General features: G+C 52.0%; 11 protein-coding genes and 1 tRNA gene. 10 read left to right on the top strand and 2 right to left on the bottom strand.

From position 1 onward, the window contains the following. Positions 1–7: 7 nt before the first annotated feature. The 7 genes from KOI40_RS11715 to KOI40_RS11685 all read left to right on the top strand — a co-directional run bounded on the left by KOI40_RS11715 (position 8) and on the right by KOI40_RS11685 (position 7,072). Positions 8–805, top strand: coding sequence for an endonuclease/exonuclease/phosphatase family protein (locus KOI40_RS11715; protein WP_216097707.1), 798 nt, complete (start codon positions 8–10; stop codon positions 803–805). 35 nt (positions 806–840) lie between these two features. Continuing rightward, positions 841–1,977 carry a tRNA 2-thiouridine(34) synthase MnmA gene (gene mnmA / locus KOI40_RS11710; protein WP_255568340.1) on the top strand — a complete coding sequence of 379 codons (1,137 nt, stop codon included), beginning with the start codon at positions 841–843 and terminating at the stop codon, positions 1,975–1,977. A gap of 99 nt (positions 1,978–2,076) precedes the next feature. Beyond that, on the top strand, positions 2,077–2,706 hold the full coding sequence (gene hflD, locus KOI40_RS11705) for a high frequency lysogenization protein HflD (protein WP_233710218.1): 630 nt from the start codon (positions 2,077–2,079) through the stop codon (positions 2,704–2,706). A gap of 113 nt (positions 2,707–2,819) precedes the next feature. After that, a complete protein-coding gene (gene purB, locus KOI40_RS11700) occupies positions 2,820–4,187 on the top strand; it encodes an adenylosuccinate lyase (protein ID WP_216097781.1) in 1,368 nt (455 codons plus the stop codon). A 96-nt stretch (positions 4,188–4,283) separates the two neighbouring features. Next, positions 4,284–5,504: a cupin domain-containing protein gene (locus tag KOI40_RS11695; protein ID WP_216097706.1), complete on the top strand. Its 1,221-nt coding sequence runs from the start codon at positions 4,284–4,286 to the stop codon at positions 5,502–5,504. Positions 5,505–5,578: 74 nt separating this feature from the next. Continuing rightward, positions 5,579–6,130 (top strand): DUF7931 domain-containing protein, encoded by a 552-nt coding sequence (locus KOI40_RS11690; RefSeq protein ID WP_216097705.1) that lies wholly within the window; start codon positions 5,579–5,581, stop codon positions 6,128–6,130. A gap of 48 nt (positions 6,131–6,178) precedes the next feature. Further along, a complete protein-coding gene (locus tag KOI40_RS11685) occupies positions 6,179–7,072 on the top strand; it encodes a secretin GspD/PilQ domain-containing protein (protein WP_216097704.1) in 894 nt (297 codons plus the stop codon). Positions 7,073–7,094: 22 nt separating this feature from the next. Here KOI40_RS11685 and KOI40_RS11680 read toward each other — a convergent pair whose 3' ends face one another. Together KOI40_RS11680 and rluC are read right to left on the bottom strand one after the other, a co-directional pair. After that, positions 7,095–7,727 carry an HAD family hydrolase gene (locus tag KOI40_RS11680; protein WP_216097703.1) on the bottom strand — a complete coding sequence of 211 codons (633 nt, stop codon included), beginning with the start codon at positions 7,725–7,727 and terminating at the stop codon, positions 7,095–7,097. A 30-nt stretch (positions 7,728–7,757) separates the two neighbouring features. Beyond that, positions 7,758–8,762: a 23S rRNA pseudouridine(955/2504/2580) synthase RluC gene (gene rluC / locus KOI40_RS11675; RefSeq protein ID WP_216097702.1), complete on the bottom strand. Its 1,005-nt coding sequence runs from the start codon at positions 8,760–8,762 to the stop codon at positions 7,758–7,760. An 820-nt stretch (positions 8,763–9,582) separates the two neighbouring features. Here rluC and rne point away from each other — a divergent pair. The 3 genes from rne to KOI40_RS11660 all read left to right on the top strand — a co-directional run bounded on the left by rne (position 9,583) and on the right by KOI40_RS11660 (position 13,861). After that, complete coding sequence (rne, locus tag KOI40_RS11670; protein ID WP_216097701.1) at positions 9,583–12,651, top strand: ribonuclease E; 3,069 nt, start codon at positions 9,583–9,585, stop codon at positions 12,649–12,651. A gap of 273 nt (positions 12,652–12,924) precedes the next feature. Further along, positions 12,925–13,012, top strand: a tRNA-Ser gene (locus KOI40_RS11665). Between the two features lie 168 nt (positions 13,013–13,180). Further along, positions 13,181–13,861, top strand: a complete 681-nt coding sequence (locus KOI40_RS11660) for a Bax inhibitor-1/YccA family protein (RefSeq protein WP_216097700.1) — start codon at positions 13,181–13,183, stop codon at positions 13,859–13,861. The last annotated feature ends 116 nt before the right edge of the window (positions 13,862–13,977 follow it).

Here is a 13,977-nt window from a genome sequence, read left to right as displayed (position 1 = left end):
CCAAATTATGAAGCAACACCTCAAAAGCTTTTTACAGGTACGGAAAGCCACCAGCTTTGGTGCCCGCCTGTCCCAACAGCTGAACCATGAAGGCGAAAAGCTGCCCCGAACGTTCACACTGGTGGTCTGGAATATATTCAAGCGCCATGGGGGGGAGATTTTTGACAAGGATATCTGCGATCTGGCCTATCGCTCAGACATTTTGTGCCTGCAGGAGGTGCTGGCCAACCAAAAGCTGGATCTGCCCCACGAGCTCTGGGAGCTTAACCACAACTACAGCATCAGTTATCATCGCCCTGATGGCTTTACTGAAGGTGTCCTGACCGCCAGCGGCTATCCCATCCACAAGCAGGCCCACGCCCTGTTAAGCCTGCGACGGGAACCGGTCACGAAAACCCCCAAAGCTACCGTCATCAGCTTACTGCCGATGACGACAGGCCAAAACCTGTTGGTCATCAACCTTCATATGCTGCTGTTCAAACGTCGCTCGGTATTCAGGCTTGAACTGGAGCAGGTACTCTCGACTGTTAAGACCTATAGCCACCTGCCCGCGGTCTTTTGTGGGGATTTTAATACCTTTACCCGCAACCAGCTGCGCCTGCTGGACGAGATTCTGGGCGAGGCCGGCTTTGAGCGCTGCAAACCTTTCCACATGCCACGCACCAGGCGTTACCTGGATCACATCTATATTCGAGGTTTACACCTGCTTGAAATGGAAATTATTGATACCATCTCCAGTTCTGACCATTCACCATTGATTTGTAAGGTTGAGCTGGCCTCAGGAATTCGACACAGGCCAGATTAGACCAATCAGGCAGCAGCTGATTTAGGAAGTACCCTTTGACTACCCAAACACACACCTCTGACCCTTCAGTGGTCAAAAACCCTTCGGAAACCAAGGTTATCGTCGGCATGTCTGGCGGAGTAGACTCTTCTGTCTCCGCCCTCCTCCTGATCCAGCAAGGCTATCAGGTTGAAGGCCTGTTTATGAAAAACTGGGACGAGGACGATGGCACAGAATACTGCTCGGCCAAAGATGATCTGGCGGATGCAGAGGCCGTGTGTGACAAGCTGGGCATCAAGCTTCACACGGCCAACTTTGCCGCAGAATACTGGGACAATGTCTTCGAACACTTTCTGGAAGAGTATCAGGCCGGTCGTACACCCAACCCCGATATTCTGTGTAACCGTGAGATTAAATTTAAAGTCTTTCTCGAATACGCTGAGGTTCTGGGTGCAGATCTGATCGCTACCGGGCACTACGTCCGACGGGGCGAGCTGAATGGCCACACAACGCTGCTTAAAGGCCTGGATAACAACAAGGACCAGAGCTATTTCCTGCACGCCGTGGGTGAGAAGGAGTTTTCCAAATCCCTCTTTCCTGTCGGAGAGCTGGATAAAAAAGTCGTTCGTCAGCTGGCAGAAGAGCACGACCTGATCACCCATAACAAAAAAGACAGCACCGGCATTTGTTTTATCGGTGAGCGGCGCTTTAAAGACTTCCTGCAACAATACCTGCCCGCGCAACCCGGCGATATTGTCGATGACAAAGGCAATGTCATCGGCAAACACAGCGGATTGATGTACCACACCATTGGTCAGCGTCAGGGGCTGGGCATTGGCGGCTTGAAAAATGCCAGTGATGCCCCCTGGTATGTGGCTGCCAAAAACCTCGACACCAATCAGTTAATCGCCGTTCAGGGAGCTGACCATCCCATGCTGCTTAGCCCTGCGCTGGACGCGGGACAAAGCCATTGGATCAACGGCGAACCTGAAGCGAAAAATGGAGTCGTACGCTGCATGGCCAAAACGCGTTACCGTCAGCCAGATCAGGCCTGTGAGGTCACCCTGAGAGAGAATGGGCAGCTGACAGTCACCTTTGATGAACCCCAAAGGGCCATCACTCCAGGTCAATCAGTGGTGTTTTACCAGGACGACACCTGCCTCGGTGGCGCCGTCATTGAGCGTGCCCATTGACCGAAATAACTGCGGAATAGCGCTAAAGCCAGCATCCCAAAACCTAGAATTAACTTTCAATCAAGAGTTCAACCATCTGAATTCTAAAGGATTTAAACTTTGAGCAAGAATTGGAATGACATTACCCTGGCAATGGCCGGCGTTTTTCAGGCAGCGGGACTTGTCGAGCAGCTGGCCAAAACCGGCTATGTCCCCTCGGAGCCCCAAAAAGCTTCTCTGCAAAGCCTTTTCATTCAAAGTCCGCAATCGGCGCTGGATGTCTTTGGTGGCCGTACAGCCAATCTTGAGCTGGGCCTGAAGATCATGAGCGACCTGCTCCACCACCACCAAAATCGCGACTACCCCGACACACTCCGCTATGTGCTGGGCATGCTGCACCTGCAGAAGAAAATGATGGGGCGTAAAGACATGCTCGAAATCATCGGCAAACGCCTTGAGCAATGCGAACGCCAGGCTGAACATTTCGACATCACCCACGAGAATGTGCTGGCCAGCCTGGGTGGCCTCTACGGCGACACCATCAGCACCTTTAAATTCAGGATCCAGGTCATGGGGGACTTCAGCTATCTGCAGCAGACCCGGGTTGCCAATCAGATTCGAGCCCTGCTGTTTGCCGGCATCAGAGCCGCCACCCTTTGGCGTCAGGTCGGCGGAACACGATTCCAGGTAGTTCTGCAGCGTAAAAAGCTCTCTGAATGTGCCGATCGGCTGCTGAAAGAGCTCAATTAAGGGCTCATTAAATGAGCCGTCGGCCTCATTTTCGGGTATGATGCCGGCCTTAATGTTTCGAGCTAGAACCTCGAACCCTTTCCCCATCTGACAGATAAATGGTTTTGATGACTATGGACCTCTCCGCATTAACTGCTGTATCCCCTATCGACGGCCGTTACGGCAGCAAGACTGCTGACTATCGCAACATTTTCAGTGAATTCGGCCTGATTCGTTGCCGTGTTGAAGTTGAAGTACGCTGGTTACAACAGCTGGCCAAGCACGACGGCATCAGCGAAGTGCCACCCTTCAGCGACGAAGCAAACAAGATTCTTGACGGAATTGTTGCCAATTTCAACGAAGAGCACGCCAGCCGCATCAAAACCATCGAAAGCACCACCAACCACGACGTAAAAGCCGTGGAGTACTTTATTAAAGAGCAGTTTGCAGGTAACGCCGAGCTGGAAAAAGTGATGGAGTTCGTTCACTTTGCCTGCACTTCAGAGGACATCAACAACCTGTCCCACGCCCTGATGCTGCGCGATGGCCGCGACACGGTTCTGCTGCCTCAAGCCAGACAAATCATCGACGCAATCGCTGCCATGGCCAACGATTACGCAGCCGATCCAATGCTGTCTCGCACTCATGGTCAAACTGCTTCACCAACCACAGTCGGTAAAGAAATGGCCAACGTCGTGGCCCGTCTGCGTCGCCAGGTCGCTCAAATCGAGAAAGTCGAACTGCTGGGCAAAATCAATGGCGCCGTAGGCAACTACAATGCTCACCTGTCTGCCTACCCTGCTATCGACTGGCAAGCCAATGCCCAGGCGTTTGTAGAAAGCCTGGGTCTGTGCTGGAACCCATACACCACTCAAATTGAACCGCACGACTACATTGCTGAGCTGTTCGATGCAATTGCCCGTTTCAATACGATTCTGATCGACTTTAACCGTGACGTGTGGGGCTACATTTCTCTGGGTTACTTCAAGCAGAAAACCATTGCTGGTGAAGTGGGCTCATCCACCATGCCACACAAGGTTAACCCCATTGATTTCGAAAACTCCGAGGGCAACCTGGGTATCGCCAACGCCGTTTTTGGTCACCTAGCGACCAAGCTTCCCGTTTCCCGCTGGCAGCGTGACCTGACGGATTCAACCGTTCTGCGCAACATGGGCGTTGGTTTTGGATACTGCGGCATTGCTTACGCCTCTGTCCTGAAAGGCATTGGCAAGCTGGAAATCAACCGCGCTCGTCTGGAAGAAGACCTGAACAACAGCTGGGAAGTCCTGGCCGAGCCGATCCAAACCATCATGCGTCGTTACGATGTGCCAGAGCCTTACGAGAAGCTGAAAGCCCTGACTCGCGGTCAAACCATCAACCGTGAAGTACTGGCAGCGTTTGTCGAAACACTGGAAATTCCGGAAGAAGCCAAACAGTCCATGCGTGAACTGACGCCTTCCAACTACATCGGCAACGCCATTGCCCAGGCCAAAGACCTTTAATATCTGATCAAGAAACCTTTGATCCTGTCAGGCCAGCTGTTTCCGCTGGCCTGACACCCCTCCCTCCAGCTCCATATTTTTCCTGCAGGTCTGCTTATGACGACGCCACTGACTCAACTAGGCAGCATCAGTACCGATGACTTTATTCGTGAATACTGGCAGCAAAAACCGCTACTGATTCGACAGGCCATTCCCGATTACCAAAGCCCGGTCACGCCTGATGAGCTGGCAGGCCTGGCTCTGGAAGAAGACGTGGAATCGCGCATCATTCTGGAAAAAGGAAAATCACCGTGGGAGTTGCGACGCGGGCCTTTCAACGAATCCGAATTCTCCAAATTACCCGCAGACAAATGGACCCTTCTGATTCAGGCTGCGGATCACCTGATCCCTGAGGTGGCCGATCTACTGGATCAGTTTCGCTTTATCCCAAGCTGGCGCCTTGATGACATCATGATCAGCTACGCCACCAGAGGCGGCAGCGTAGGACCTCACTACGACCAGTACGATGTGTTTCTGTTGCAAGCCGGTGGTAAACGACACTGGCAGATTGGACAGCACTGCAACGCCGGGTCTCGGAAAAGGGATGATACCGACCTGCACATTCTGACGGAATTTCACGAGCAGGAATCCTTCACTCTGGAACCCGGGGATATGCTGTACCTACCCCCTCAGGTGGCTCACTGGGGAAAAGCACTGGATGATGACTGCATCACCTACTCTATTGGTTTTCGCGCTCCGAGCCAGGCAGAGATACTGGAAGAGCTATTACAGGAGCACCTGAGCACTCTGACAGAAGACCATCGTTTTCAGGATCCGGCATTCACACCACAACAACACAGTGGTGAAATTTCTCATGACGCCCTGCAACAAATTCATCAGCTTTGGTCGAAAGCCATCACCCCGGCGTCCATTGAAAACTGGTTTGGGCGCTACATGACAACCCCCAAATATGAAATCGAAGACAGACTGACCTGTGAAGAAGTGGCTTCTGGTGAGGTCATACCCGAAGAGCTGCCTTGCTGGGCTCCGGAAGACCTCCTGACTCGCGACCCGGCCTCACGGTTTGCATTTCTTACTGACGACAACAGCAATCGCAGCCCTGAAGCACTTCCCCATGGGCAGTGCCATCTGTTTGTGGACGGCAACAGCTACTCCGTCAACGAAAAACTGGCGCATTTATTATCCAACAAACGGACATTCACCGGGACCGCTCTGTCTGACGCCATACAAGATGATCAAGAAAAGCTGATCGTGCAGACCCTGCTGCTCAATCAACAACTTTTCATTCTTGATGAAGAGGACGCTGAAGAGGATTAAGACGATCCGCGTGACCCTTTTGAATATCCGTGGCATGCTAGGAACTGACTCAATAAGACAAAACCGGAGATCCCATGAATCCGGAATCATCGACGGATACACCTCACAACCCAGGCTCTGACAGAGAGATCCCCTCTCAGAGCTGCGACACCCTTACACTGCTTCACGGCCCGGAAGCTTTCGCCAAATATCTGCATCGGATGCTTGCCGGCGGACGCCGCTATGTGGACATCCTGAGCCAGCAGCTCGACCCGATACTATTTGCTGACTCAGAAGTGTGTAGCGCACTGAGTGCCCTGGTGCGTGCACACCGTCAAGCCGAAGTTCGAATATTGGTAAAAGACCCGAAACCCTTGTTCGGCAGACACCACGCTTTACTGGCTTTACAAAAACGACTCACCAGTAAAATTAAAATTCGCAAACTCAATATTCAGCCACAAAACGAAAATCAGGGGTATGTCATTGTCGATCAGCGACAACTATTACTCCAACACCACGATGGAGAATTTGATGGCTTCAGCAATACTGATGCAGCGCCTGAATCAAAAGCCTTGCTGGAAGAATTTAACTTGCTGTGGCAACTACAGAGTTCAGAAATTGCCGAGCTGCGGCCTCTGTCGCTGTAATATCAGGGCCTGCAAGACAGATTTATATCCCCTGAAGATGGAGCTGATGTGAAAACCATAACGTCTCAAGTCTGCGCCTGCCTTTTCTGCCTTTTGATGCTGGCCACCAGTGCGTTGGCGGACTCCCGCAAACTGGAAGTCATTGCCCTGAAGCATCGTCCGGCAGAGCTGTTGCTACCTGCACTGCAGGGGGTTGCCAGCCAGGGCTCTCAACTGACAGCCAGCGGTAACCAGCTAATCATTCGCGCAGCCCCGCACGAACTGGAGCAACTGAGAGCTTTAATCAAGCAATTGGACCAGCCGCTTGCTCAGTTCCGCATCAGCGTGCGCCAACAGGGACAAAACAATATGAGCAGTCGCTCAATTGGTGGCAATTATGAATACAACAATTCACAGGGAGGCGGAATCAAAATTGGCCGTACTACACTGGATGGCAAGCCTCTGCCTTCCAGCTCGGGCCGCATACAATCCAGCGGCTCAAACCACAGCAGCTCGGTTAGCGTGAGACAATACAGCACCAGAGCCAACAGCGGCACAACTCAACAATTGAGCACCGTAGAAGGCTACCCTGCCTATATAGAAACCGGACAACAGATCCCATTGCTCACCCGATATCAGGACCGCTATGGGAGCAGTGTCGAACAACATTACCAGCCAGTGGTGACCGGCTTTTATGTGACTCCAACATTAAGTGGTAACAATAGCGCGACGCTGGAGATCTCGACACAAAAGCAATCAGTCGAAAATAACGGCCGCAGAGAAAACCCGAGAATCAATACCGCGGGCTATCAATCCACTATCACTGCGCCTTTGGGTCAATGGATAGACTTGGGTTCATTGCTGCAGGATAACAATACACAGTCAAGCGGGATTACAGAGCGTCACAGCGTCAACAACACCGAGAGCCTGAACTTACAACTGAAAATAGAAAGAAGCCGCTGACCGTTTCAAACTCACAGGCGGCTTAGACCAGCCGAAGAATATCACCAATATCTGACGCACAGAGCACTGGTTCATAGGGCGTTAACCTGGAAATATGGTGCGCACCGTAATCCACTGCAATACGTGGCATCTGCGCACGACGTGCCATCTCCATATCAAACTCGGTATCACCAATCATCACTGCCTCCTCCACCGGCACCTTAAGCTCAGCCAACAATTCATGAAGCATCAATGGGTGCGGCTTGGACGCCGTTTCATCCGAGCAACGAGTTGCGTGAAAAACATCCTTCATGCCCAGCGATTCCAGCACACGATTCAGGCCTGCCCGACTCTTACCTGTTGCGACGGCGATCTGGTGGCCACTGCTCAACAATTGTTCGAGGGTGTCCACTGAGTTGTCAAACAGCCGGGAGGGCTCACTGTCTGCGGCAATAAAATGATCTGCATAGGCCTGCCTCATGGCCTCAATACCATCGTATTCAAGGTCTGGATACAAGGTCTGAATAGCTTCTGGAAGGCCAAGACCAATGATGTTTTGCACTTCAGCATCAGTCAGGGCTGGCAGACGCTGGGCCCTGGCAGCCTCGTGCATACAACTGACGATTTTTGCCGTCGAGTCGCAAAGAGTGCCATCCCAGTCGAAAATAAAAAACATAGCCCCTTCCTATCAGTATGCTGGAATCAATTAACTCTCTGCTTCACCGCCTGGATCGGCAGGCTCCAGCTGCGCCAAAGGCTTGGCCAGACGCTCATCCAGAGGCGCTTCCACCCGAATTTTTTTGGTTTCATCCGGCAACAGCAGGGATAAAGCCGCCGCATGCAGAAACAGACGATTAAATCCCTTGCCCTTCATGACCTTGTTGAAGTCGTCGTTGCCGTATTTGGGATCACCTACGAGACCATGCCCCTGATACTGGGCATGAACCCGAATCTGATGCGTTCGTCCGGTAATCGGCTTTGCCTCAACCAGTGTCGAGCCAACATAGCGTCTCAGCACCTTGAAATGCGTCAATGACTGTTTGCCCTCGGGATCAACCCTTACAATCCTTTCGCCACTGCTCAGTTCGTTCTTTTTGAGTGGAGCACTGACTTCGCGGCACCGATTGGGCCAACGTCCCTCAACAAGTGCGTGATAATACTTCTGAATATGTCCATCTCGGAGCTGCTGATGCAGATAACGCAACATGCTGCGCTTTTTGGCGATCATGATGCAGCCAGAAGTATCCCGATCCAGTCGGTGGACCAACTCAAGATGACGCTCATCCGGACGCATCTGACGTAACACCTCAATCAAACCGAGATTGATCCCGCTGCCTCCATGAACAGCCAGCCCGGATGGCTTATTAAGGATAATCAATCCCTTGTTCTCAAAAAGGATGGAATCGGCCAGCAAGTCTTTCAGCTGATCACTGGCATTAGGCAGCTCTTTAGTATCAGGTAGCCGAACCGGTGGAATTCGCACCATATCTCCGGCTTTAAGCTTGTATTCGGCTTTGATCCTGCCTTTATTGACCCGAACTTCACCTTTGCGCAATATTCGGTAAATCAGGTTTTTGGGTACACCTTTCAGTTGCCCAAGCAAGAAGTTGTCAATTCGCTGGCCAGCACGATCGTCGTCTATCTCAACAAACTGAACCTTGGGCGAAAGTATTTGGCCACGAGTGACCGAAGTGTCAGAGTCTCTTTTCATGCGCGCATTATACCTGTTTTAGAGGAATCCACCCGTAAACCTGGTGATATAGCACCTAAAAAATCCTTTAAGTTCAGTCAAATACCGCCATTATTTGATGGGACGGGAGAATATTGCTATAGTCCACCAGTCTGCACAGGCAGGTTTCCGGACACCGCATAAAGAAGGCGTGTTGCTAGGAAATACCGCTGACGGACAGGGCTTGGATAGTGGAAGTCGGAACGCGAAAAGCCAGGTGATATCACCCCCCTTCCAATCAGCCCCACAAAACAAACGACACCAACGACGATGAAAAGGCTGCAGAAACTGGCCTTACACCTCGGGTGTCCGATGATAACCGCTCACATTGTAGCGGGTTATCCGTATTAGATCGTGAATAAGAGATACTCATTCGGATGCAGGTGCATCTGAAGATGCTAAGCAGTAGCAAGGTAACAAACAGACAGGAGCCTAACCGGCCCTGAATTCCGCACTGCCATTTTCACACCACCTGCATTCAAGACTCCGGCTTAAGTCAGCCTGAGTAAAAACAGAGTCCATGGTGACGGAAGCCAACAAACAGCAATTACCAAGACGCCTTTCCTTTTGGAAGTCAGCGGCTGAATTTACTGTTTATTGAACTGATTACCCAACAGCCGACCATTCGAGCCTGTGTCATTGCTTTGAAAGGCTACCTACTCCCTGATGCGCCCGCGCAAACAGGCAAGTAAGGCAGTCAAACCAAATAATTGACCCGGCAGCGATTGGTGAACGCGAGGCTGATCTCCCACTGTCTGCAACGGAAAACCCTCTCTTTGTGTGCTAACCATTCAGGTAACACATGAAAAGAATGTTAATCAATGCAACTCAACCCGAAGAGTTGCGCGTAGCACTGGTCGACGGCCAATGGCTGTATGACCTTGATATTGAAAACCGTACCCGCGAACAGAAAAAAGCCAACATCTACAAAGGTAAAATCACCCGCATTGAGCCCAGCCTCGAAGCCGCCTTTGTTGATTACGGTGCTGAGCGCCACGGCTTCCTCCCACTCAAAGAAATCTCCCGTCAATACTTCAGCAAATCTCCCGGCGAAATCGATGGTCGTGTCCGCATCAAGGATGTGATCAAAGAAGGCCAGGAAATCGTTGTGCAGGTAGACAAAGAAGAGCGAGGCAACAAGGGTGCCGCTCTGACCACTTTCATCAGTCTTGCCGGTCGCTATCTGGTGCTGATGCCCAACAACCCTCGTGCAGGCGGCATCTCTCGTCGCATTGATGGCGAAGATCGTGCCGAACTGCGCGATGCTCTGAGCAAAATCGAGGTGCCTTCCGGTATGGGCGTGATCGTTCGTACCGCGGGCGTTGGCCGCAGCGCAGAAGAGCTGCAGTGGGATCTGGACAACCTGCTGAAACTCTGGACCTCCATTCAGTCTGCCGCTGAAGTGTCTGCGGCTCCTGAATTCCTGTTCCAGGAAAGTAATGTCCTCTACCGCGCCATTCGTGACTATTTGCGCCTCGACATTGGTGAAATTATTGTCGATCGCAAGGAATCCTATGACCTGGTACAGGCTCTTATCGCTCAAATGATGCCTGGCAGCGGCAACAAGGTGAAACTTTACGAAGACGACACCCCGCTGTTTAACCGCTACCAGATCGAAAGTCAGATCGAAACCGCCTACGAGCGCGAAGTAAAACTGCCTTCCGGTGGTTCAATCGTTATTGACGTCACAGAAGCCCTGATTTCAATCGACATCAACTCGGCACGCGCCACAAAAGGCAGCGACATCGAGGAAACGGCCCTGCGCACCAACCTCGAAGCGGCCGACGAAATTGCCCGCCAGCTTCGTCTGCGCGACATGGGTGGCCTTGTCGTTATTGACTTCATCGACATGCAGCCAGTACGCAACCAGCGCGAAGTGGAAAACCGCATGCGCGACGCGCTGTCCATGGACCGCGCACGAGTTCAGGTTGGCCGTATTTCCCGCTTTGGCCTGCTGGAAATGTCTCGTCAGCGCCTGCGTCCATCACTGGGAGAAACCACTTCGAAAGTATGCCCCCGCTGTAGCGGCCAAGGCACCATTCGAAGCACCAAATCCATCGCTCTGTCCATTCTGCGTCTTGTTGAAGAAGAAGCGCAAAAAGAGCGCAGCGCCGAAATTCGGGCCATCACCCCGGTATCCGTTGCCACTTACCTTCTTAACGAGAAGCGCAAGACCATTTCCGGCATTGAGACCCGTAACGACACCCGGGTTCTGATCGTGCCAAATGAGCACATGATGACGCCGCACTTTGAAGTTCATCGCCTGCGTGACGACGAAGCCTCTTCGGAAACCAGCTACAAAATCGTATCTGCTCCAGAAGAAACCGCAGAAGACGACCTGAAACCGAAAGCAGATGCCGCTCCGGCACCAAAACCTGTTGTGCAGCAGCTGCAGCCTACCGAAATGGCACCGGCTCCAACACCTGCAGAGAAGGAAGAGCCCAAGCCTGTAAGCCTCTTAACTCGCATCATGCACGCTATCTTTGGCGACCCTGAAGCCAAGGCGCGCGAGAAGGAAGAAGAGGAAAGACGCCAAAAACGTCAGCAACAGCAGCGTAACCGCAACCAACGCAACCGTCGTGGCGGCAACCGGAATCGTCGTAATCGCGACGAACAAGGCAATCGCTCTGACAACCGCAACGAAGGTCGTAACGACAATCGTCGCAATGATCGTCGCGCAGAAAACCGTGACAATTCCGCTGACGAGGCCCGTAGCAACGACAAGCGCAGCAATGACAACCGTCGCAACAAGCCGGAAGATCAGGGTGAACAGCGTCGTGAGCGCCCCAATCGTCGCCGCAAGCCGAAATCTGACAAGCCAGCTGAAGCGCAAGCTCAACAGACCCAGGGAGAATCATCAGAAAATACCAGCAATGATGATCGTCCATCCAAGCGCCCTGCCAACAAGCGCGGCAAACCACAACCTCGCCGTCGTGGCCGTCGTGATAACGCAGAAGCTCAAAATGAAGACTCTCAAAACACCGAGAACAAAGAAGTTGAAGCTCTGAATCAGCAGGTCAGTGATGCCATTGATGCCGAGAAGCAACAAAAAGCAGACGTAAAGGCACGCAAACCTCAAGCTGAAAACAAGCCAAAGGAAAGCAAGCCAGAGGATAATACGCCCTCCAAAGCATCTGAGAGCGAAAAACCTAAAGCTGAACCCGCAGAAGACGTGAAAGCCAAAGAAAGCCCTAAAGAGCAACAAACTGCTCAAGGTCGCTTTCAGTTCACAGACTCAGCGGCGGATACTGGCGAAAGTCAAAAGCAGCCCGCTGCTGATACTGCGCAAGCTGCAAGCCAAGAACAGTCTGACACGCCAGCGGATAAACCACAGGAAACGGCCCAGAAGCCAGCTGAACAGCAGCAGAAACCTGCAGCCGTGAAGCCTGAGCAGCCGCAAGCTCCAGCGTCTGAACAACCTCAAACAACTGCAGAAAAACCTGCTGAAGCTGCAAAACCAGCGGCCCCGGCCAAGGAAGCAGAAACAGAGGCTGTTGCTCCACAACCAGCTGAAGAGGCTCCGGAAACTGTCACTGAAGCAGAAGAAGCAGAAGTGAAACCTGCAACTCCTGTGGCACCTGCCGCTGAAAAACCAGCAGCCAGTGTAGCGACTCCTGCCGAAGATGCCGCTCCAGTAGCAGAGAACACCAAATCCGAGACTGCAGAAGCTCCCAAAAAGCCTGCAACATACAGCCGCGCCAGCAACGATCCGCGACTGAACCCTCGCCCGGTGGTGAACCTGGAAATTGGCAGCAAAACAGTGCACGTTTCCCTGAGTGCACCACTGGACACATCGAAGGCTGCGGAAATTGCACACAACCCACGTCCGCTGGCTCGTCCAGCTAATGACCCACGCCACAAGCGTGGCTAAGAGATACAAGTCTGAGAAGGGGTAAGTCTTCCCCTTCGGGCCAAGCCTCTCAGAAAGCCCCTGCCGAAAGTCAGGGGCTTTTTTTGTGCCTGAAACACCTGCCTCCCCCCTGTAAACACCCTTAAATGCTCAATCGCTGATCACAGCGAATGCACTTCAGTCAACAGACCCAAGCAGTCAGCCCAGAATTCCAGAAAAGATTCATTTTCCTTAAAAAATAATGGCTTAGCGGGTTGCCGTGAAGTTAAACCTCTGTATAATTCGCTTCGTTCCGGTGGGGTGGCTGAGTGGTCGAAAGCGGCGGTCTTGAAAACCGTTGAGTGTAACAGCTCCCAGGGTTCGAATCCCTGCCCCACCGCCATCTCTCTCCCTGTTTTCCTTTCTGGCCTCTCGCCAAAATCTCATTATTTTTTATTAAAATTCAAATACTTAAGCATTTCGCATAGTTGTGTTAAGTACCTTGATTTTGCCTACACGCTTTGTATTATTAACAAAACTATCTGGAATTCATCCTCAACGGAGATTGACCATGCAAGAGATCTACAACACACAGACGCGGACAGAGTCCAGCCTCTCTAGTAACAAGGTCTTGAAAAATACGTACATGCTGCTCGCCATGACTATGGGCGTTAGTGCTGTTGCCTGTGGCATTTCCATGGCTGTCGGCCTGGGCCATGGCGTCGCTTTGATGATGAACCTGGCAGCTATTGCTCTGATCTGGTTTGTACTCCCCAAAGCAGCCAACTCCAGCAACGGAATTTACGTAGTCTTCGGGTTCACCGCTCTTCTTGGTGCGTCATTAGGACCAACCATTAACCACTACCTGGCCATGTCCAACGGCTCTCAGATTGTCATGCAAGCTCTGGCCGGTACGGCGCTGGTCTTCTTTGGTCTGTCAGGCTATGTGCTGACCACCAAGAAAGACTTCAGCTTTATGCGCGGCTTCCTGGTAACAGGTCTGATCGTGGTTGTTTTGTGTGCCCTGGCCCTGATGGTGGCTGGCTTTTTTGGTGTTAATATTGCCGGTGTTCATTTGGCTCTGAGTGCTGCCATCGTGTTCCTGATGTCAGGCTTCATCCTGTACGACACCAGCCGTATCATTAACGGTGGCGAGACCAACTACGTTATGGCAACCGTGTCACTGTACCTGAACATCTACAACCTGTTCGTCAGTCTGCTTCACCTGATCGGTGCAACCAGCAACGATTAAGAAGCAATAGGAAACAGGATCCATTAAAGCCCCGTTAAGGGGCTTTTTTATGCGTGTTGAGTCCGCTTTCCTTCGAAGGGCGATTCTTCCATACTGCCATTAATATCAGGCGCTGA

This window comes from Pseudomaricurvus albidus, from assembly GCF_018863235.1.
Classification (GTDB): domain Bacteria; phylum Pseudomonadota; class Gammaproteobacteria; order Pseudomonadales; family Cellvibrionaceae; genus Pseudomaricurvus; species Pseudomaricurvus albidus.
The sequence above is the reverse complement of the archived record's forward strand: the minus strand, read 5'-3'. Positions and strand labels throughout refer to the sequence as shown.